The 20194-nt window shown below is 72.2% G+C and carries 16 protein-coding genes and 1 pseudogene; 13 read left to right on the top strand and 4 right to left on the bottom strand.

Annotated elements, in window-relative coordinates; genetic code table 11:
- Positions 1 to 621: 621 nt before the first annotated feature.
- The 9 genes and pseudogenes from AB0399_RS12175 to AB0399_RS12135 form a co-directional block, all read left to right on the top strand.
- Positions 622 to 1320 carry an HAD-IA family hydrolase gene (locus tag AB0399_RS12175; RefSeq protein WP_366411197.1) on the top strand — a complete coding sequence of 233 codons (699 nt, stop codon included), beginning with the start codon at positions 622 to 624 and terminating at the stop codon, positions 1318 to 1320.
- A 147-nt stretch (positions 1321 to 1467) separates the two neighbouring features.
- Complete coding sequence (locus AB0399_RS12170; protein ID WP_366411196.1) at positions 1468 to 2499, top strand: acetylxylan esterase; 1032 nt, start codon at positions 1468 to 1470, stop codon at positions 2497 to 2499.
- Positions 2496 to 3917: an alkaline phosphatase family protein gene (locus AB0399_RS12165; protein ID WP_366411195.1), complete on the top strand. Its 1422-nt coding sequence runs from the start codon at positions 2496 to 2498 to the stop codon at positions 3915 to 3917. Before AB0399_RS12170 ends, AB0399_RS12165 begins: the two co-directional genes overlap by 4 nt.
- A gap of 68 nt (positions 3918 to 3985) precedes the next feature.
- Positions 3986 to 5314: an ABC transporter substrate-binding protein gene (locus tag AB0399_RS12160; RefSeq protein ID WP_366411194.1), complete on the top strand. Its 1329-nt coding sequence runs from the start codon at positions 3986 to 3988 to the stop codon at positions 5312 to 5314.
- A gap of 62 nt (positions 5315 to 5376) precedes the next feature.
- On the top strand, positions 5377 to 6369 hold the full coding sequence (locus tag AB0399_RS12155) for a sugar ABC transporter permease (RefSeq protein WP_366411193.1): 993 nt from the start codon (positions 5377 to 5379) through the stop codon (positions 6367 to 6369).
- Positions 6370 to 6380: 11 nt separating this feature from the next.
- Positions 6381 to 7289 (top strand): carbohydrate ABC transporter permease, encoded by a 909-nt coding sequence (locus AB0399_RS12150; RefSeq protein ID WP_366411192.1) that lies wholly within the window; start codon positions 6381 to 6383, stop codon positions 7287 to 7289.
- 22 nt (positions 7290 to 7311) lie between these two features.
- Positions 7312 to 9036, top strand: coding sequence for a glycoside hydrolase family 16 protein (locus AB0399_RS12145; RefSeq protein ID WP_366411191.1), 1725 nt, complete (start codon positions 7312 to 7314; stop codon positions 9034 to 9036).
- Positions 9037 to 9510: 474 nt separating this feature from the next.
- Positions 9511 to 12057: a CBM35 domain-containing protein gene (locus AB0399_RS12140; RefSeq protein WP_366411190.1), complete on the top strand. Its 2547-nt coding sequence runs from the start codon at positions 9511 to 9513 to the stop codon at positions 12055 to 12057.
- A 29-nt stretch (positions 12058 to 12086) separates the two neighbouring features.
- Positions 12087 to 12221, top strand: a pseudogene (locus AB0399_RS12135) (RICIN domain-containing protein); the annotation flags it as partial.
- Positions 12222 to 12258: 37 nt separating this feature from the next.
- On the opposite strand, the gene AB0399_RS12130 reads toward AB0399_RS12135, so the two are convergent.
- Both AB0399_RS12130 and AB0399_RS12125 read right to left on the bottom strand, forming a co-directional pair.
- Positions 12259 to 12696, bottom strand: coding sequence for a hypothetical protein (locus AB0399_RS12130; protein ID WP_329372531.1), 438 nt, complete (start codon positions 12694 to 12696; stop codon positions 12259 to 12261).
- A 98-nt stretch (positions 12697 to 12794) separates the two neighbouring features.
- Positions 12795 to 13370: a helix-turn-helix domain-containing protein gene (locus AB0399_RS12125; protein ID WP_328460482.1), complete on the bottom strand. Its 576-nt coding sequence runs from the start codon at positions 13368 to 13370 to the stop codon at positions 12795 to 12797.
- A gap of 70 nt (positions 13371 to 13440) precedes the next feature.
- On the opposite strand from AB0399_RS12125, the gene AB0399_RS12120 reads away from it, so the two are divergent.
- From AB0399_RS12120 to AB0399_RS12105, 4 genes are all read left to right on the top strand, one after another.
- Positions 13441 to 14334: an NADP-dependent oxidoreductase gene (locus AB0399_RS12120; RefSeq protein ID WP_366411189.1), complete on the top strand. Its 894-nt coding sequence runs from the start codon at positions 13441 to 13443 to the stop codon at positions 14332 to 14334.
- Positions 14335 to 14678: 344 nt separating this feature from the next.
- Complete coding sequence (locus tag AB0399_RS12115) at positions 14679 to 15392, top strand: SDR family NAD(P)-dependent oxidoreductase (protein WP_366411188.1); 714 nt, start codon at positions 14679 to 14681, stop codon at positions 15390 to 15392.
- 119 nt (positions 15393 to 15511) lie between these two features.
- Complete coding sequence (locus tag AB0399_RS12110) at positions 15512 to 16273, top strand: isocitrate lyase/phosphoenolpyruvate mutase family protein (RefSeq protein WP_366411187.1); 762 nt, start codon at positions 15512 to 15514, stop codon at positions 16271 to 16273.
- Positions 16274 to 16337: 64 nt separating this feature from the next.
- Complete coding sequence (locus AB0399_RS12105) at positions 16338 to 17345, top strand: RNA polymerase subunit sigma-70 (protein WP_366411186.1); 1008 nt, start codon at positions 16338 to 16340, stop codon at positions 17343 to 17345.
- A 64-nt stretch (positions 17346 to 17409) separates the two neighbouring features.
- Here the strand turns inward: AB0399_RS12105 and AB0399_RS12100 are convergent, their stop codons facing one another.
- Positions 17410 to 18534, bottom strand: a complete 1125-nt coding sequence (locus AB0399_RS12100; protein ID WP_329372543.1) for a PhlD — start codon at positions 18532 to 18534, stop codon at positions 17410 to 17412.
- Positions 18535 to 18947: 413 nt separating this feature from the next.
- Positions 18948 to 19808, bottom strand: a complete 861-nt coding sequence (locus tag AB0399_RS12095) for a hypothetical protein (RefSeq protein WP_366411185.1) — start codon at positions 19806 to 19808, stop codon at positions 18948 to 18950.
- Positions 19809 to 20194: the final 386 nt, after the last annotated feature.

The following is a 20194-nucleotide window of genomic DNA, read 5'->3' as shown; positions in this document are numbered from 1 at the left end:
ACGGTCGCCGTGGCCACGTCCGACCGGTTGCGGTCCTCGGACCACTCGATCGGCACGTCCGGCGCGTCGACGGTCAGGCGTTGTTCCCTCGGCGGGGGTGTCCCCGGCGCGAGGTCGAGAACTCCGTGCGCAGGTCGGCCTCCGACGGCAGACGATCGCCGACCTGGACCTCGCCGCTTCGGGTGCGCCGGCGCGACCGGGCCGCGATGGCGCTGCGCAAGGGCTCCTGCACGCACCTGACGGTACAGGTGCGTTCGCGTGGTCGTGCGTGCGGGCGGCGGGGCCTCGGAGCCGGTCGGGGTGTCATGACACAGCGGGCCGCAGGTCGCCGAGCGCGGGTGGATTCGCCCGGATCGCGAGCCGGTGTCCGCTCGCCGAAGGGGCCGCCGAGGTGAACGATCGATGTCTTGTACGTACAAGTCATTGACGCGTTCCCGAGTGGGCTGGGAGAGTTTCGCCAAGCTCGACATGAGAAGGCCGAGCGGACTCCCCGGGTTGTCCCGGCCCTCGCTCGCGTACCGGATCGGAGCGCGCACGGCAGGTCGGCGCGGGCACGCGGGGAGCCCGGCGGCCGTGACCGAAGTCCGGTCACCTCAGCACCATCCCTAGCGAAGGACAACCATGCCCGAATCCGTACAGCTGGTCTGCCTCGACATGGCCGGCACGACCGTCGAGGACGGCGGCGCTGTGCTCGCGGCCTTCCACGAAGCGCTGCCCGTGGCCGGGTTCACCCCGGGGAGCCCCGAGCACGCCGCCGCGGTCGCCTACGCGCTGGAGACCATGGGCCAGTCGAAGATCGCGGTCTTCCGGGTGCTGACCCGGGGCGACGAGGACCGCGCCGCCCGGGCGAACCAGGCGTTCGAGCAGGCGTACGCGCGCTCCGTGGCCGAGAACGGCGTCGCTCCGCTGCCGGGCGCGGCCGACGCCATCGAGCGGATGCGCGCCGCCGGCCGCCAGGTCGTCCTCACCACCGGCTTCTCCCCGGCCACCCGCGACCAGATCCTCGACGAGCTGGGCTGGCGCGACCTGGTCACCCTCGCCCTGTCGCCGGTCGACGCCGGCCGCGGCCGCCCCTACCCGGACATGCTGCTCACCGCGCTCCTGCGCACCGGCACCGAGTCCGTCACCCGACTCGCCGCCGTCGGCGACACGACCAGCGACCTGCTGGCCGGGCACCGCGCGGGTGCGGCAGTGGTGGCGGCGGTGCGGACCGGCACCCACACCGACACGGACTTCGCGACCGTGCCCCACACGCACATTCTCGACAGCGTGGCGGACCTGCCCGACCTCCTCAACGCCTACGACGGGGCCCTCGTGTGACCGCTGCCCCGCGGTGGTCCTCGGCGCGGCGCACCCCTCACCCCTCCTCAGCTCCCCTCCCCAGTACCGACAGTACGGACAGTACCGACAGTACCGACGTTCCCGGCGCCGCCCGAGACGTGCTCAGCCCGGTGAAAGGCCCCTCCCGTGCCGCTCTTCGACCTCCCACCGTCCGAACTCGCCGGCTACCTCGGCGACCTCCCCGAGCCCGAGGACTTCGACGCCTTCTGGGAGCGGACCATCGCGGCCACCCGCGCGTTTCCGCTGGACCTCGCCCTCGCCAAGGTGGAGACGCCGTGGCGGCTCGTCGACACCTATGACGTCTCCTTCGCGGGATTCGGCGGCGCCCCGATCAAGGCGTGGCTGACCGTGCCGGCCGGGGCGACGGGCCCGCTGCCGGCGGTCGTGCAGTACCACGGGCACACGCGCGGCCGGGGCTTCCCGCACACCGACCTGCTGTGGGCCACGGCCGGATACGCGCACTTCTCGATGGACAACCGGGGCCAGGGCAGCGGCTCCGGCGGGCCCGGCGCCGGCACCCCCGACCCGGACGCGGCGGCGGGACTGCCGCACGCCCCGGGCTACCTGACGCTCGGGATCACCGACCCGGAGACCTTCTTCTACCGCCGCCTCTACACCGACGCCGCCCGCCTGCTCCAGGCCGCCGCGGCCACCGAACTGGTGGACCCGGCCCGGATCATCGTGACCGGCGCCAGCCAGGGCGGCGGGATCGCCCTCGCCGCGGCAGCGCTGGCCGCGCACGTCGACGTGGACCTGCTGGGCGTCGCGGCCGACGTGCCGTACCTGTGCGCCTTCCCCCGCGCGGTCGCCCTGGCCGACCGGCGGCCCTACGACGAGGTGACCGCGTACCTCGCGGCGTGGCGGGACCGGACCGAGACCGTCTACCGCACCCTGTCCTACTTCGACGGCGCGCTGCTCGGCCGGCGCGCGAGCGCCCCCGCCCTGTTCTCGGTCGGGCTGATGGACCGCACCTGCCCGCCCTCCTCGGTGTACGCCGCGTTCAACCGCTACGGCGCGCACTCCGCGCGTCCGGTCGAGAAGTCGATCAACGTCTACGGACACAACGGCCACGAGGGCGGCGGGGACTACCAGACCGCGGCCCAGGCGGAGTTCTTCGCCCGGCTCGTCCACCAAGCCGCGAGGAGATCCCACGGATGAGCACCCCCCGACCCATGGCGGACCCGACCACCGCGGGCCGGCGCCCGAAGGCGCTGCTGATCGTCGTGGACGGCACCCGCTACGACCGGCTGACGGCCGCCGGCACCCCGGCGATCGACTCGGTCGGTCAGGCCGGCGTGCTGGCCCCCTCCCACATCACCGACACCGCCCTCACGCTGCCGGTGTCCGGCCCCGGCCACGCGAGCCTGCACACCGGGGTCTGGCCGGACAAGCACCTGGTGTTCGAGAACGAGTTCGCCGGCCACGACCTCACCCGGTACCCGCCGCTGTTCACGCGGATCGGCGAACTGCGGCCGGACCTGGTGACGTTCAGCAGCGCGGACTGGGCGCCGATCAACGACTTCCTGATCGCGTCGGCCACCACCAGGCTCCAGCCGGAGGAGGGCGACCCGGTCCGCAACGACGCCGCCACCACCCGGGACCTCGTGCACGCCCTGAAGGACCGGGAACTCGACCTGGCCTACGCCTACTTCCACCAGGTCGACGCCACCGGTCACGCCGTCGGGTCCGACTCGGACGCGTACGGCGCCGCGATCGAGCGGGTCGACGGCCACATCGGCGACATCCTCTCCGCCGTGCGGGCCCGCCCGACCCACGCCGAGGAGGACTGGCTGGTCCTGGTCGCCACCGACCACGGCCAGACCGGGGATCTGCACGGCGGCGACGAGGAGACCACCAGGACCGCGTGGATCGCGGCGAGCGCCTCCTGGATCGATCCCGGCACCGCCCGCGCCCGCACCTGGCGGCAGGTGGACGTCGTCCCCTCGATCCTGCGGCACTTCGCGATCCCGGTGGACCCCGCGTGGGGGCTGGACGGCGTCCCGATCGGCACCCCCGGCCAGGACCCCTTCGACACCGTCGCCGTCCCGGACGGCGCGACCTCGACCGGGCAACTGCCGGCCGGCTGGTCCCGGCTGGAGCGCACCCCGGACTCCGGCGATCCCGGATACCGCGGCTGGCGGCTGATCCGGCAGCAGGACTGGGCACGCGAGGACGGCGGCCGGGGCCGGGGCTCCTTCGTCCGCAGCCGGGACATGATCGCCGTCGCCGACTCCCGGCGCTGGGGCGGCACCGGCGACTTCGACTCCACCCTCCGCTCGCCGTGGACCCCGGTCACCCCCGGGGCGCGGTTCACGGTGTCGTTCCTGAGCCACTACCGCCTGTGGAACGCCATCCCCGAGTTCGGCGCCACCGTGCACGCCGAGTTCGACGACGGCAGCACCCACCGGCTCTGGCTGCGGCTGCGGCCCGAGTCGCAGCTCAGCACGCCGCTGACGCTCACCGGACACTGCCCCGACAGCGCGGGCCAGGTCCGGATCGCCTGGCGGCTGGTCGACCCCGGCACCCGCGGCTACTGGGCGATCAGCGCGCCCGAGATCGCCGTGGCCACCGCCTGAGGCGGCCCCGGCCCCGGCATCTTCCGCACCACCCACTCACACGCCCCATTTCCCCTTGAGGACAGCTCATGCCTGAAACATCTCGACGCGCCTTCGCCGCCGCGGTCACCGCGCTCGCCGCGGGCCCGCTGCTGGCCGGTTGCGGCCGCGTGGTCGGCGGCAGAAAATCCTCCGGCGGCTCCGCCAAGGGCTCCTTCACCTTCTGGTCGAGCTGGAGCGAGGGCGAGCCGCAGCAGAAGGTCCTGGCCCGGCAGATCGCCGCGTTCACCCAGGACACCGGCATCAAGGTCGACGTGCAGTGGGGCGGCCGCGACGTCTTCGCCAAGATCTCGCCGACCCTCAACGCCGGCACCACCCCGTTCGACCTGATCGACGGCGCCCAGCGCAACGTGCGCTCGGTACTGGTCAGCACGGGCAACGCGCTGTCGCTGAACGACGTGCTCGGCAAGCCCGCCGAGGGTGAGACCCAGCCGCTGTCCGCAGCCGTCAAGCCCGCCTACACCGACCTGGTCACCACCGGCGGCGACACCTGGATGATCCCCTACGAGGTGGCCTCCTCCGGGTTCTGGTTCAACGCCGCCGCCCACCCCGACATCGCCGCCGACCCGCCGAAGACCTGGGACGAGCTGACCGCCCTGTTCCAGAAGGCCAAGGCGGCCGGCCGCGCGCCGATCGCCCAGGACGGCGACATCGCCCTGTACAACCTCTACTACTTCGCCGAACTGGTGGTGAACCAGCTTGGCCCCGGCAAGCTGCGTGCCGCGGCCGGCGACAAGACCGGCGACGCGCTCAAGGACCCGGCGATCCTCGCCGCCGCCCAGCGGATCGAGGAACTGGTCACCCGGCACTACTTCGCGCCCGGCTACAGCAGCAGCAAGTTCCCCGCCCTCCAGCAGAAGTGGGCCGCGGGCAAGGCCGACTTCCTCTACTGCGGCTCCTGGATTCCCTCCGAGACCGCCTCCTACCTGGCACGCGGCTTCAAGCCCGGCTTCTTCCCGATGCCGAACGTCGCCGCGGGCGACGGCGGCAGCCCCGAGGCGTACCTGATCGGCTTCACGGTGCCGAAGAAGGCGGCCCGCGCCACCGAGGCCAAGCAGTTCATCAGCTACTTCATGAACAAGCAGCGGCTGGCCGCCATCGCGACCGACACCGCCAACCTGACCCCGCGCTCGGACATCGCCGCCCCCGCGGTGCTGGCCGGCGTGCAGAAGAACCTGGACGCCGCGACCAAGCCGCTGCACGGGCAGTACGACGGCCTCGTGGACTACCAGAGCGACTGGACCACCAAGGTGCTCGAACCGCTGGTGAACAGCCTCCTGTTCGGCAAGACCTCCGCCAAGGACTTCGCGGCCAAGCTGCCCGAGCGGAGCGCGGCGTACTGGTCCAACAACGGCTGATCCGGCCCCACCGCAGCGGCCGTACGTGCTGCGGGCTCGAACCCCCTTCCGGAGGTACCCCAGTGACAACGACCATCCGCGGCGCCGAGGACCGCCACCGCACCGTCCGGAAGGGGACGGCCGGGAACACCGACCAGGACACCCCGCGCGGACGCTCGGCACCCACGAACCCGCTCGAACGCTCCAAGCGGCGCCTGTTCGGCTGGTTCGTCGTCCCCGCCGCCCTGCTCTACGCCGGGTTCCTGGTCGTCCCGGGCCTGATCACGGTGGGTCTCGCCTTCACCAGGTGGTCCGGCTCCGGGCCGGTCAAGCCGGTCGGCTTCCAGAACTTCCGCATGCTCTTCCACGACCCGACCTTCCGCTCGTCCTTCACCCACACCCTGATCATCCTGTTCGGCGTCGGCGCGGCGACCTTCGTGCTGGCCTTCATGATGATGCTCGCCCTGCGGGACATGCGGGGCCGCAAGTTCATCCGCATGGTGGTGTTCTTCCCGAACATCGCGCCGGGCGTGCTGCTCGCCATCGTGTGGGGATTCCTCTTCCAGCACGACGGCATGATCAACCAGATCCTCGGCTGGAGCGGATTCCACCACCCGCCCCAGTGGCTCGCCGAGGACAACCTGTTCGCCGTCGTCCTGGTCGGCCTGATCTGGATCAACACCGGCTTCTACACCACGATCCTGATGGCCGCCGCGGACCGTATCCCGCCCTACCTGTTCGAGGAGTGCGAGATCAGCGGGGCCAACGCCTGGCAGCGGTTCCGCTATGTCATCCTCCCGCTGACCTGGGACGCGGTCGGGGTCGCGGCGATCCTGTGGGCGATCAGCTCCGTCAAGATCTTCGAGTTCCTCTACGCCTTCGCCGGCGGTGGCGGCTACCTGCCGCCGCTGAAGATCTGGAACACCGCCGTCTACTCCTATTCCGAGGCGTTCGCCTCGGTCGGCACCCCCCGGTACGGAACCGCGGCAGCCTCCTCCGTGGTGACGATGCTGCTCGCCGCCTGTGCCGTCGTCCTGCTCAGCCGCGTCTTCCGCCGTGAGTCGGTGGAACTGTGAGGTCCACCGCCGTGACACCCCGCGAGCCCGCCCGCGCCCGCTTCTCCCGCTCCGCCCGGTCCCCCCGCCCTTCCCGCTCCTTCCCCGCGCTGGTCGGCAGCACCGTCACCACCGCGGTGCGCGCCGCCACCTGGATCATCGCCGGATTCAGCATCTTCGTGGTCCTCTGGATTCTGCTCGCCTCGCTGAAGACCACCGACGAGATCTTCAGCAACCCGCTGTCGCTGCCCCACACCTGGCGATGGGGCAACTTCGCCGACGCCTGGCAGGAGAGCAACTTCGGCGTGGCGCTGGTGAACACCGTCGGGCTGGTCACCGCCACCGCCCTGGGCACCGTACTGTTCGCCGCGCCGGCCGCGTACGCGCTCGCCCGGTTCAAGGTGCGCGGCACCCGGGCCATCTCCCTCGGCTTCGCCCTGGGCCTGGGCGTCCCGGCCCAGATGGTGGTGCTGCCGCTGTACGCGGCGATGAACCAGGCCGGCCTGGTGGACAGCTTCCTCGGGCTGTGGCTGATCTACGTCGGCACCTCGCTGCCGTTCGCCGTGTTCTTCCTGACCAGCTTCTTCGCCTCGCTGCCGCGCGAACTGGAGGAGGCGGCGTCCCTCGACGGCGCCTCACCGCTGCGCACCTTCCGCTCGATCATGTTCCCGCTGGCGCGATCCGGGATCGTCACCCTGCTGATCCTCAACGTCGTCGCCCACTGGAGCGAGACCACCTTCGCGCTGGTCTTCCTGCAGAGCTCGATCAACGACACCCTCCCGCTGGCGCTCATCCAGTTCATGCAGCGCCTCCAGTACACCGGCGCGGACTGGGGCCAGCTCTTCGCCGGGATCGTGATCGTGCTCCTCCCGCTGCTCCTCATCTACATCTGGCTCGGCCGGCGAATCATCGAGGGACTCACCCTCGGCGCCGGAAAGTAACGGAAGGGAGCACCACCCCTCCATGAGATCACCGCTGCGCACCCTCACCACGCGCGCCCTCGCCTTCGCGCTGCTCGGCACCGGCCTCATACCCCTCACCGTCGCCGGCGGCGCCACGCCCGCCACCGCCGCCGACCCGCTGCCCGTCTCCGACCCGACCGGGTCCGGCAACTGGGTCTACTCACCGGCCTACTCCGACGACTTCGGTGCGACCAGCGTGGACACCGCCAAGTGGCAGCCGATGCCGCTCACCTACAGCGACGTGTGGCGCTGGGACGCCGGCGACATCGCCGAGTCCGGCGGCAACCTCTCGCTCAACTCCGAGTACGCGCCGAACGACTCCTTCAACGAGACGCCCGCCGGCTGGCAGACCGTCAGCGCCGACTCGTGGTCGCCGCTCGCCGACTACGTCACCACCACCCAGCACCGCTCGGGCTCCTCGGCGCTGGTGCACTACAACTACTGGAGCTACGACGTCACCACCCGGCAGAAGGTGAGCAGCCTCGCGGACGGCACCTACACCTTCTCGGCCTGGGTGTGGACCGGCGGGGCGAACGACCAGACCCAGTCCCTGGTCGCCGACAACTGCGGCTCCACCAACACCGCGACCTCGCTGTCCATCCCCAGGTCCAACGGCGCGTACACGCTCTACACCCTCAGCGGCATCAAGGTGACCGGCGGGTCGTGCAGCGTCGGGCTCAAGAGCGCCTCAAACCAGAAGGGCTGGACCCGGCTGGACGACGCGAGCTTCACCGCGGACGGCGGCAGCACCAACCTGCTCACCAACCCCGGCTTCGAGACCCGGGTGAACACCCCTTACCAGTCGGGCGGGGTGATCAGCCTCGACACGATCAAGTACGGCTACGTGGAGGCGAGCATCAAGGCGTCCGCCACGGCGTTCCCCGGCACCTGCCCGGCGTTCTGGCTGGAGCACATCGACCCGGTCTGGGGCAACGAGATCGACATCGAGGAGATCGGCCAGAGCACCAGCTCGCCGAAGTGGGTCAGCATGACCGACCACAACTGGAAGTCGCCGACCTCCACGACGCTGACCAGCCACACCGGTGACCACACCGCCGGCAGCAGCCTCAACGGCTCCTTCCACACCTACGGCCTGGAGTGGGGGCCGGGCTACCTCAAGTTCTACGTCGACGGGGTGCTCGCCCGCACGTACGACAACACCGACTACAACCAGACCGGCATGAACATCATCCTGTCCCAGGGCATCCGCTCGCCGTACACATCCAGCCCCACGGCGACCGGGTTCCCCGCCACCAGCCAGATCGGCTACGTGCACGTGTGGAAGAAGGCGGACATGGAGGTGGACGACGCCGACATGGTCCGCGGCGCCACCGCCACCCCGCAGGTGCCCGGCGACGGCCAGGGCGAGGACCTCTTCCGCTACGGCGGGACGTGGGCGCAGAACAGCGACAGTTCGGCCTACACCTCCACCACCCACACCTCCTCCTCGGCCGGGGCGACCTCGACCGTCGAGTTCTACGGCACCGGCGTCTCGCTGGTCGGGGCCACCGGCCCCGCGCAGGGGCAGGCCGAGGTCTCCGTCGACGGCGGAACTCCCGTCGGCATCGACGAGTACGCCGCCACCGCCGCGGCGCAGCAGACCGTCTTCAGCAGCACCGGCCTGAGCGCAGGGCACCACACGCTGACCCTCACGGTCAGCGGCACCTCCCAGTCGGCCTCGACCGGGACCGCGGTCAGCGTCGACGCGGCGCACGTGCTCAACTGACCTTCGGAGCACGCCTCCCGGCCACCACCGGGGAGGTGCGCCAGGGCCGCCCCTTCCCGTCGGAGAGGGCGGCCCTGTTCCGTGGCGGCTGAGGCAGCGGTTCCATACATGAATTCAGGTCGGTTCATTGAACATCGAATCGCCAGGTGGTCGCCCTGGGCTGCGAGTTGAGGTCACTCCCTGATCCGTGCTTCACATGAGTGAACCGATGTGGGGAAGTGTTTCCTCGTCTTGAGTCTTGACCTCAAAAGCGACACCACTGCACACTGAGCGTCATCCCCTCACCGGGCGCACCGCATCTTCACGCAGCGGACGGGCCGTTGCCGCGCTCCGGTGCCGCGTTCACGGCGTACGACCTTCGCGTGACCTTCACGCGCGTCTTCCTCAGCACCTCACCAGCACCTCAGCGAAACACGGCCGCCTGCCCCCACCGCGCGCGTTCCGCTGCCCGCAACGAGACGAGGAGCACCCCCCATGACCGGTTTCAGTCGTCGCGTCTTCCTCAGGGCCACCGGTGTCGGCTCCGCCGCGCTGGCCCTTCCCCTGGCGGGAGCGGTCGGGCGGGCGAGCGCGAGCAGCGCGGCACCGTCGAGGCCGGCGGTGCTGCGCGGAACCGTGAACGCGTCCGGCACGTGGCAGGTGACGGCGAGCGTGCTGGGGTGGACGTTCAGCGGTTCGCTCGGCTCGGCGGCGACCGGGATCGCCACCCACTCGGGGTCGGACGCGCTGGGCGGCTACACGGAGACGACGTTCACGTTCCGCTCGGGTGCGCGGAAGGGCGGTATCCGGGTCTACGACGGTGCGTCGGCGGTGGTCTTCACGGACACCTACGTGACGGCCGCGGCGAACGCGGGGCCGTTTCCGACGTTCACCGGATACCCGCGGCTGGCCCACCAGTTGAGCCACCGTGACTGCTTCGGGCGGGCGCAGTTCAACACGTTCGAGGGCGCGTCGGACAGTCCCTGGGTGTTCTTCGACGACGCGGGCGACACGTTCGTGGTCTCGGCCGCGAACCACTTCCAGGAGGCGCAGACCTCGCAGGGCGCGGACGGGTCGATCGCGGCGGGGGTGCTCGGCTCGATCGGGACGCTGCCGGCCGGGTACTCGCGGCAGACGGTCCTGTCGGTGAAGGCGGGGGTGGGGGCGGCGTACCGGGCGTGGGGCTCCGCGGTGCGGACCCTCGCGGGCAAGTCCGTGCCGGCCAGTGACACCGGGGTGGTGCTGAGCACGCTGGGGTACTGGACGGACAACGGCGCGGACTACTACTACACGTTCGACCAGGCCAAGGGGTACACGGGCACGCTGCTGGCGGTGCGGGACGAGTGGGCGGCGCAGAACATCCCGATGGGCTACATGCAGTTGGACAGCTGGTGGTATCCCAAGGGCCCGGACGGGAAGTGGGACGACCTGCCGGACGGCACGTCGCTGTACGAGGCGGACCAGGAGCTGTTCCCGGACGGACTGGCCGCGTTCCAGCAGGAGTTGGGGATGCCGTTGGTGACGCACGCGCGGTGGATGGACCAGTCCAGCCCGTACCACGGCCAGTACCGGTTCTCCGACAACGTCGTCATCGATCCGGCGTACTGGCAGAGCGTCATGGCCTACCTGCGGGAGGGGGGAGTGGTCGTCTACGAGCAGGACTGGCTGTGCAACAACGCCAAGCCCGCGGAGAACCTCACCGACGCCGACGCCTTCTTCGACAACATGGCGCACCAGGCGGCCGGGAACGGGATGGACCTGCAGTACTGCATGGCCCTGCCGCGCGACTACCTGCAGAGCGTCCGCTACCAGAACCTGACCACGATCCGGGTCTCGGACGACCGGTTCGACCGGCCGAAGTGGGACGAGTTCCTGTACGACTCGCAGTTCGCGGGGGCGTTGGGGATCTGGCCGTGGGCGGATGTCTTCCTCAGCGGGGAGATCGACAACCTGCTGCTGGCGAACCTGTCGGCCGGGCCGGTCGGTGTCGGCGACGCGCTGGGCAAGGTCGACGCCGGCCACCTGCGCCAGGTCGCCCGCGCGGACGGGATCATCGTCAAGCCCGACACGCCGATCGTGCCCACCGACGCCACCTACGTCGCCGAAGCGGCCGGGAAACTCCCCCCGATGGTCGCGGCGACCCACGTCCAGCACGCCGGCGGCCTGGGGTACGGATACGTCTTCGCCTACGCCCGCCAGACCCCCACCCCCCAGCAGCTCTACCAGGCCGAGGACGCCACGCTGTCGGGGGCGGTCGTCGGCAGCGACGAGGACGGCTACACCGGCACCGGCTACGCCGACTACCAGAACGCCGCCGGCGACTACGTCCAGTGGACCGTCCAAGCCGCCGCGGCCGGCACCTACACCCTCCAGTTCCGCTACGCCAACGCCTCGTTCACCGACCGCCCGCTGGCGATCAGCGTCAACGGGGGTGCGTCGCGGGCGCTGTCGTTCCCCTCGACGGAGTGGTGGACGAACTGGACCGTGGTCGGGCTGGCCGTGACCCTGGCCAAGGGCGCCAACACCGTACGGGCGACCGCGACCGGCGCCAGCGGGGGGAACATCGACTGGCTCGGCGTCACCCCCGGCACGATCCCCACCGGCCCCGTCCAGACTGCGTCCTTCACCCTCGCCGAACTCGGCATCTCCACGGCCGCGTACGCCTACGACTACTACGCCGGCACCGGCGCGCTCATCTCCGCGGGTGGCAAGGTGAGTTCCACGGTGACCAGCGGAACGTACTGGGTGGTGGCCCCGGTCGGCCGGTCCGGGATCGCGTTCCTGGGCGACGCGGGGAAGTTCGTCGCGCACGGCGACAAGCGCATCCCGCACCTGAGCGACGACGGAAGCGTCCACACCACGGTCGCCTTCGCCGCGGGCGAGGGGCCGGTCACCCTGCACGGCCACGCGTCCCGCAAGCCCACCGCCACCGCCACGACCGGAAGCGTCGGCACCGTCACCTACACGGCGTCGACCGGCATCTTCACGGTCACCGTCACCGCGGGCGCGGGCAACCAGGCCGTCGTCACCCTCGCCCCCTGACCGCCGCCGGCCTCTCGGACGCGCCGCACCCGAACGACGGCGGCTACCGCAACCCGCACTCCGGCCGCTGCCTGGACGACCCCGGCTCGTCCACCGTGGACAACACCCGGCTCCAGCTGTGGAAGTGCAACGGAGCCGGCGCGCAGAAGCGGACCACGCTGTAGGCGATCTGATCGCGCGTCACCCCGGCACCGGTCCAGGTCAGTAGGGATTCCCGATGTGCCAGCCCGCGGCGATCAGCTCCGCCACGGGCGGGTACTCCGTCGGCTCCTTCCTCGGATGGCGCCACATGATCAGCCGCGCCGGGACCAGGACGACCAGCAGCGCGGCGGCCATGAACCCGGCGACGACCAGCGCGCTGTAGTGATGGACGACCAGCGCGGCGATGGCGCCTGCCGCCGCGAGGAACCCGACGAACCCGCCGCCGATCCTCAGCACCGAGTGGTACGTCGCGTAGGCGAGGTTGATCCGCCGGCAGCGCGGGCAGCGGGGCACCGACACCTCCCGGGACCGCCACTCGTAGTGGTGCCCCACGACGACCCAGCTCCTGCGCACGTCACGGCTCAGGCGCACCCGGTGCGCGGCAAGCGGGTGCGCGGGCCTGGCCCGGCAGTTCCAGCACACCGACGCGTCACTCATCGCCCCTCCGAAGCCGCCACCGCGGTAGGCGCGGTACCCCGATTGTGCCGCCGGCCCGCGGGAGGGGTCCCGCCCGCGCGGCCCGTTCTGGGGGGAGGCTACGGGCTGGTGACCTTCCAGGCCGCCTCGATCATCCGGAAGATCTCGTCCACCGCGGCCTGCGGGTCGGCCTCCTCGCGGGCCACCGCGTAGGCGTCGATCGCGAACCGTGCGAGCGTCCGGCAGGCCGTCGTGCTCTGCGGCAGGTCGGGGTCGGCGGCGATGGCCGTCGCCAGCGCCTCCGCGTGGCGCAGCCGCATCGACTCCTCGTACTCCCGCAGGGCGGGGGTCTCGTCGATCATCCGCCAGATCGGGGCGGCGCTGTCCGCCGTGCAGTGCCGGACCATGGCCTGGATCTCGCGGTGCAGTGCGGGGATCAGCGGCTCGTCCGGCGCGCGGCCGGTGACCGCCTGGGCCAGGCGCTGCTCGAAGTTCTCGTCCTGCTCGAAGACCAGGGCCTCCTTCGATGCGAAGTGGGAGAAGAGCGTGGTGACGGCGACGTCGGCCTCGGCGGCCACGTCGCGGATGCCCACCGCGTCGTATCCGCGATCCAGGAAGAGCCGCAGGGCGGTGTCGGCGATCTTCCGGCGGGTCGCGGCCTTCTTGCGTGCACGGCGTCCGGGCTCCACGGTCATGCGCTCACGCTACCAGATACGAAACTGAAGCTGTTTCTAAAAGCTAACGGTTAGTGTTACGGTCGCCGGCATGAAGAAAGTGAGCTTCGCCGAGTTCGGCGGTCCGGACGTCCTGCACCTCATCGACGCCGAGGAGCCCCACGCGGGCCCCGGCCGGATACGCGTCGCCGTACGGGCGGCGGGCGTGAACCCCGTCGACTGGCGGCTCCGGGAAGGCCAGGTCCTGGGGGCCCATCCGATCCGGTTGCCCGCCGGAGTCGGGCTGGACGCCGCCGGGGTGGTGGACGAGGTCGGCGCGGGCGTCGAAGGGGTCGAGGTCGGCGACCGGGTGTTCGGCGAAGGCACCGACACCTACGCCGAGTTCACCGTGCTGTCGGCCTGGGCCCGGATGCCCGAGGGCCTGACGTTCGAGGAGGCGGCCGGGTACCCCTCCGTGGTGGAGACCGCGCTGCGCATCCTCCGCGAGGTCGGGGTGCGGTCCGGGCAGACGCTGCTGGCCAGCGGCGCGGCCGGGGGAGTCGGATCGGCGGTGCTGCAGATCGCCCGCGACCGCGGCGTCACGGTGATCGGCACGGCCGGCGCCACGAACCAGGAGTACCTGCGGAGTCTGGGCGCCCTCGCCACGACCTACGGTGAGAGCTGGGTCGAGCGGGTGCGCCGGCTCGGCCGGGTCGACGCGGCGCTCGACCTGGCCGGCTCGGGCGTGATCCGCGAACTCGTCGAGCTGACCGGCGATCCGCGGAAGGTGGTCTCCATCGCGGACCTCGGTGCGCCGGAGTTCGGCGTGCGCTTCTCCGGCGTGGCCGGGAGCGTGCCGGACGCGCTCGCCGTGGCCGCCGACCTCATCACGCGGGGCAGGCTGCACATCCCCGTCGAGAGGGCCTACCCGCTCGCCGAGGCCGCGGCCGCCCACGTCGACAGCCAGGCGGGCCACACCCGCGGGCGCCGCGTCCTGGTCGTCTGAGCCGCTGCCCGCGCGGGTCGGAGCGCAGCGGTGGCAGTCGGCATCACCACGGACGGGCGCCCCACCCCCAGTGGCCCCGCCTCGAAGCAGGGCACCGCGACGACCTCGGCGGCGCCTGACGGCCACGGCACCCCTCGCTCCGCCCCGGACGAGGGGTGCCGCACACCGGTGACCAGGTGGAACGCCCCACGCGAGCCGGACTCTCCCGCCGACCGATCACCGGGTGCCGCGCGGCGCGTCATACAAGTGACGCCGACGTCGTACGCGAGCGAGCATCGCGACGGCTGACCGGCGCCGCTCAGCCGTGAACACCACGGAGCCGTGCACACCACAGAGAGCTGGCCATGTCACTCACAGGCAAGACCGTCCTGATCACCGGCGCCAATCGCGGTATCGGCGAGGCCCTGGTCCGCGAGGCCCTCCGCCGCGACGCCCAGCACGTGTACGCGGGCACCCGCCGACCGCTCACCCCTCCCGACAGCCGGGTCACGCCGCTGACGCTCGACGTGACCGACACCGAGCAGGTGCGGGCCGCCGCCCGGAGCGTCGACTCCCTCGACCTCCTCGTCAACAACGCCGGCCTGGCACTGCACGACGACCTGACCGATCCCGACCTCCTGGAACGGCACTTCGCCGTGAACCTCTTCGGCACCCACCGAGTGACCCAGGAGTTCCTGCCGTCGCTGGTCACCTCCGGTGGATCGGTGGTCAACGTGCTCTCGGTGGCGGTGCTGGCCGCACTGCCGGTGCTCCCTTCCTACTCCGTCTCCAAGGCCGCCGCGTTCTCCATGACCCAGTCCCTGCGCGCCCTGCTGGCGAGTCGTGGGGTCAGCGTGCACGCGGTGCTCACCGGTCCGGTGGACACCGACATGTCGCGGGACCTGCCGATCGCCAAGGCGTCGCCCGCCGCCGTCGCGCGCGCGATCTTCGACGGAGTGGCCGCAGGAGAGGAGGAGATCTTCCCCGATCCCCTGACCGAGCCGCTCGCCGCGGGCTGGCGCTCCGGCGCCGTCAAGGAACTCGAACGGGCGAACGCCGCACTGCTGGGCGCGCCGTAGGGACGCGACTCCCCGGTGGGGGCACGCAGTTGGACCTGTGTGCGCCGGTTCGTCCCGGCGCGCCCGCGAGGAGCTCACCGCCTTCGCGACGTGATGTGCTGTGAAAGAGGAGGAAGTTGATGACAATTCAGGTGGCGACGCTGAAAGCCCGCGCGGAAAGGCTGCGCGCGCTGCACACGGGCGAGCTTCTGGTACTGCCCAACGTGTGGGACGCGGGGAGCGCCGCGGTCGTGGCGGAGGCGGGCTTCCCCGCGGTGGCCACCGCCAGCGCGGCCGTCTCGGCGACGCTCGGCCATCCCGATGGCGAGCGCGCGCCGTGGCAGGAGATGTTCGCCGCGGCCGGGCGGATCAGCCGCGCGGTGGAGGTCCCCGTGACGGTGGACGCGGAGGCGGGATACGGCATGCGGCCACGGGAGTTGGTGGACCGGCTGCTGGACACCGGCGCGGTCGGCTGCAACCTGGAGGACACCGACCACCGGCAGGGCGGCCTCGCCGATGCCGGTGCCCAGGCGCAGTGGCTCGCGGATGTCCGCGCCGCCGCCGACGACGCGGGGGTCCCGATCGTCATCAACGCCCGCGTCGACACGTTCCTGCCCGTGAGCAAGCTGACCGGGCAGGCGCGAGTCACCGAGGCCGTACGACGCGGCCGGCTCTACCTGGAAGCCGGCGCCGACTGCGTCTACCCCATCGGGGTGCGCGACAGGGACGACATCGCCGCCCTCGTCAGCGGGCTCCCGGGCCCGGTCAACGGCAACACCGGTGAGGGCCTCGACCTGGCGGCGCTGCGCGAACTGGGCGTGGCACGGGTGTCGTACGGCCCCCGCTTCTACCGCGCGGCCCTGGCCGATCTGAAGACCGCGGTGGAGAAGCTGCTGGTGTGACCGCGCGCCGCGGGGAGGTGCGGACCCACCGATGAGTCCGCACCTCCCCGCGCGTCATACCTGTGTGGAGCAACCAGATGTCGACGCCGCGCGCGCCGGGAGCGCAGACGCCTTCGAGCGGCTGGCCGAACCGTACCGCCGCGAGCTGCAGGTGCACTGCTACCGCATGCTCGGCACCATCGAGGACGCCGAGGACGCCGTCCAGGAGACCTACCTGCGCGCGTGGCGGCGGCTGGACAGCTATGCCGGGAGCGCGCCGTTCCGGGCCTGGCTGTACGGCATCGCCACCCACGCGTGCCTGGACGCGCTCCGCCGGCGGAAGGCGCGGGTCTGGCCCACCGACGTCTCCCCGCCGGGCGATCCGCGCCGGGGGCCGGCCCCGCCGGTCGAACTGCCGTGGCTGCAGCCCTATCCCGACCGGCTGCTCGAAGCGGCCGCGCCCGCCGAGGACGAGCCGGAAGCGTTCGTGACCGCGAAGGAGACGATCGAGCTGGCGTTTCTGGCGGCGATCCAACGCCTTCCGCCGCGCCAGCGAGCCGTCCTGGTGCTGCGTGACGTCCTGGACTGGTCGGCCAAGGACACCGCGCTCGTGCTCGGCTTCACCCGGGCAGCGGTGAACAGCGCGCTGGCGCGGGCGCGCGCGACCCTGGCCGACCACCTGCCCGCCGGCCGCGGCGAATGGACCCGGCGCTCCAGCGCGGCCGAGGAAGGCATGCTCCGGCGACTCGTCGCCGCATGGGAGTCGTCGGACGTCACCGCGCTGGTGGCACTCCTGCGCGCCGACGCGCGACTGGTCATGCCGCCGAGGCTGTCGTGGTTCTCCGGGCGGCCGGACATCGAAGTGTTCCTGCGCGAGCACGTGTTCGGCGTGATGGGCGACGGATGGCGGGTCCGGCCCACCAGGGCGAACCGTCAACCGGCGTTCGCGCTCTACTGGCGGGCGCCGGGCGAGGTGGAACACCGGCCCTTCGGCATCGGCGTGCTCTCCGTCGAGGACCGGCACATCACCGAACTCGCCGTGTTCATCCAGCCGGACCCGTTCCGGCACTTCGCGCTCCCGGCCCGGCCCTGACGGACGACGCGGGGGAGGGGGACGCGCGGGGAGGGGTGGGGCCTGCCCCGCGCGTCGTGCCGGCTCAGACCGCCGGGGACTCGTCGGGGACGTCGAGGAATATCGCGTCGGCGACGAAACCGGGGCCGTAGCTCACCAGCGCGCCCGGGCCCCGCGCCGGGCCCTCCTCCAGGGTGCGGCGCAGGACGTCGAGCACGGCGCCGCCGCCGAGGTTGCCGCCGGTGAGGGAGTCCACGGAGTGCCGGCCGGCCTCCGGCGGGAGGCCGAGGGCGTCGACGGTGTCGGTGATGATCCCCGGTCCGCCCGGGTGCACCACCGCCCACTCCACGCGCCTGCCGTCCAGCCACTTCACCAGGTGGGGCATGGACTCGCGGGCGCCCTTGGTGGCGTCCCGGTTGGACTCGAACGTGATCCGTCCCGCGCCGGGCACCCCGGCGGGGTGCAGCTCGCCCCAGTAGGGACTCTCGCCGGGCTGCAGCCACTCCCAGCTGTCGACGTCCGCGATCAGGCCGCCGCCCGCGGCGACCAGCCGGCGCGCGGATTCCTCCTGCCCGGGCCCGGCGCCGGCCATGACGGTGGCGGCGGCGGAGTCCCCGAACAGCGCCCCGTAGAGCACCCCGGTCCTGGTCGGCTCGCGCCAGGGCATGTGCAGGATCGACAGTGCCTCGCCCGCGACGACCAGGACCACGCCGTCGGGCCGGTCGGCCAGATACCGCTTGGCCTGGATCAGGCTGTGCGCGCCGCCCGCGCAGGCCAGGGTGGCGGCCGGCACCCGCGCCACGTCCCGGCGCAGGCCGAGCCGGTTGACCAGGGCGACGTCGAGCTGCGGAATCGTCCAGCTCGTGGTGTGGGTCGTCACCACGCAGTCGACGTCCTCCGGCGCCAGCCCGGCCGCCTCCAGCGCCTGGAGCGAGGCCGTCGCCGCCATGTCCACCACCGCGGCGAACGCCTCTGCGTAGACCGTGCGGGAATCGCGCTCCCCGTCGCCGACGACGTCCAGCGGCGCCACCCACGGCCGCGACGTGACGCCCGTCGAGCGCACCATCCGCAAGGCGGCGGCGAGCCGCCGGCGCCGCTCCGGCGGCTGGGTCTCCAGCGGCCACCTCTCCAGCCAGTCCGCCTCGATGGCATCGGTCGACACCTCGTACGGCGCCCGCACCACCACCGGCTTGGTCACTGCCACTCGCATGCCGCCCCCTGCTTCCTCGGTCGAAAGGTCCGGTAAGGCCCGGTATGACCGGGTTGGATTCATCGTGCCGGACGTCCGGGTCCTGGAGGCCAGGATGCCGCAGTGAGGGCCGCCACATCCCGGATCGCCCGCAGGAACTCGGGGCGGTGGCCCGCACTGTGACGAACGCCTCCCGGCGAGGGGAGTCCTGACGGTGGGCTCGCCGGCGGTGGGCTCCGCGACGAACGGCTCCCGACGAACGGCTCCACGGCGTACGGCTTCGCGGTGTGCGGCTCCCCGGCGTATGGCTTGTGGGCTTACGGCTCCGCGACGAGCGCGCCTGGACGAACGGCTCCCCGGCGTGCGGCTCCTGGCAAGCGGCTTCCCGGCGAAGGAGATCGGCGCGAACCCGCCGCCCTTCTCCCGCCCCGCCGCTATCCGGCCTTGCGCGTCCCCGGCTCCGGCAGGTCCGGCAGTTCCGGCAGTTGCGGGGTGACGTCGGGGGCCGGGACCCCGACCACCAGCCGGAGGTCCGGCCTGCTGACGGGCACCAGCGCCGTGACGGTGATCTCGACGGCGCCGTCGGTGTACGGCCGCCACGGCGGCATGACCATGGGGCGGGTGGTCCCGTAGGCGCGCGGCTGGCTCTCCGCGGTGGCGCGCCAGATGCGGTCGACCACCGGGTCACCGGTCACCAGCCGGTCGACGAGCCCGTGCAGCGCCGCGTTGTCGGGGGACTGGATCAACTCCCGTCTCAGCTGGGCCAGCAGCAGCGGGGCCCATCGGGTCTCCCAGTCGGCGCACTGCGCGCGGCCGGGGCCCCGCAGCAGCGAGACCATGACGTTGGTGCCCGTGTCGGCCATCCACGGCCAGTTGCCCAGGGCGCGCCGGTTGGCGGCGAGCACCTCGTAGTCGGCGGAGCACCAGTAGGCGCCGTGCTCCTCGCGGTCGAGCACCGACAGCAGGTCCGGCGGCACCCCGGCGTCACTGGGGGGCGTGCGCGGCGGGGGTTTGCGGCACCACAGGTACAGCAGCTCCGTCTCGTCCGCGGACAGGTGCAGTACCTGGGCGATGGCCTCGATCAGCGCGGCGCTCACACCGTGCGCGGTGCCGCGCTCGATCCGGCGGTAGTGGCGCTCGTCGGTGTGGACCAGGCGGGACATGAGGGCCACCGTCAACCGTTCCGGAAGCGGCTTCAGTCCGGCCGCCTCGGGCAGGTCGCGAGGGTGGATACGTGCCCGCCAGGTCGGCAGCAGGTCCGTGCCGAGCCGCGGACGCTGACCCGGGTCCGCCATCCGGCACCCCCTGACGTCGCTGGCCCGTGACACGCCTGTTCGCCACCATAAATGACATTCCGTGCCGGTGCCTGGTGGCGGCCCGACCCGGGTCGGCAGTGGACCCGGGTCGGCCGCCGACCCGGGTCACGTTCGACCCTTCCGGCCGCCGCCCGCAGGGTCTCCCCTGGAAGCATGGACACCACGACGCATACCGGGCACAGCCGGCGGGACACGGTCCCGTACGAGGCGCACGTCCCGGGCATCGGCGGCCCGCCGCCGGCCCGCCGGGCGTGCGACGGCATGCGGCGGCCCGGAGCCGGACCCGCCCGGCGGCCGGCACCCTTCGGCGGCGCCCCCCGGTCCCTCCGATCCGCCCGGTCCCTCCGATCTCCCCGGTCCCTCCG

The organism is Streptomyces sp. NPDC088194, assembly GCF_040702025.1.
Taxonomy (GTDB): Bacteria; Actinomycetota; Actinomycetes; order Streptomycetales; family Streptomycetaceae; genus Actinacidiphila.
Note: the sequence above shows the minus strand (reverse complement) of the source record. Positions and strands in the feature narration are given on the sequence as shown.

What these genes read in the sequence shown, in the direction of transcription:
- AB0399_RS12175 (WP_366411197.1), top strand. Translation starts at nt 622, where the DNA reads ATGCCCGAATCCGTACAGCTGGTCTGCCTCGACATGGCCGGCACGACC.
- AB0399_RS12165 (WP_366411195.1), top strand. Translation starts at nt 2,496, where the DNA reads ATGAGCACCCCCCGACCCATGGCGGACCCGACCACCGCGGGCCGGCGC.
- AB0399_RS12160 (WP_366411194.1), top strand. Translation starts at nt 3,986, where the DNA reads ATGCCTGAAACATCTCGACGCGCCTTCGCCGCCGCGGTCACCGCGCTC.
- AB0399_RS12145 (WP_366411191.1), top strand. Translation starts at nt 7,312, where the DNA reads ATGAGATCACCGCTGCGCACCCTCACCACGCGCGCCCTCGCCTTCGCG.
- AB0399_RS12140 (WP_366411190.1), top strand. Translation starts at nt 9,511, where the DNA reads ATGACCGGTTTCAGTCGTCGCGTCTTCCTCAGGGCCACCGGTGTCGGC.
- AB0399_RS12130 (WP_329372531.1), bottom strand. Translation starts at nt 12,696, where the DNA reads ATGAGTGACGCGTCGGTGTGCTGGAACTGCCGGGCCAGGCCCGCGCAC.
- AB0399_RS12125 (WP_328460482.1), bottom strand. Translation starts at nt 13,370, where the DNA reads ATGACCGTGGAGCCCGGACGCCGTGCACGCAAGAAGGCCGCGACCCGC.
- AB0399_RS12120 (WP_366411189.1), top strand. Translation starts at nt 13,441, where the DNA reads ATGAAGAAAGTGAGCTTCGCCGAGTTCGGCGGTCCGGACGTCCTGCAC.
- AB0399_RS12115 (WP_366411188.1), top strand. Translation starts at nt 14,679, where the DNA reads ATGTCACTCACAGGCAAGACCGTCCTGATCACCGGCGCCAATCGCGGT.
- AB0399_RS12110 (WP_366411187.1), top strand. Translation starts at nt 15,512, where the DNA reads ATGACAATTCAGGTGGCGACGCTGAAAGCCCGCGCGGAAAGGCTGCGC.
- AB0399_RS12100 (WP_329372543.1), bottom strand. Translation starts at nt 18,534, where the DNA reads ATGCGAGTGGCAGTGACCAAGCCGGTGGTGGTGCGGGCGCCGTACGAG.
- AB0399_RS12095 (WP_366411185.1), bottom strand. Translation starts at nt 19,808, where the DNA reads ATGGCGGACCCGGGTCAGCGTCCGCGGCTCGGCACGGACCTGCTGCCG.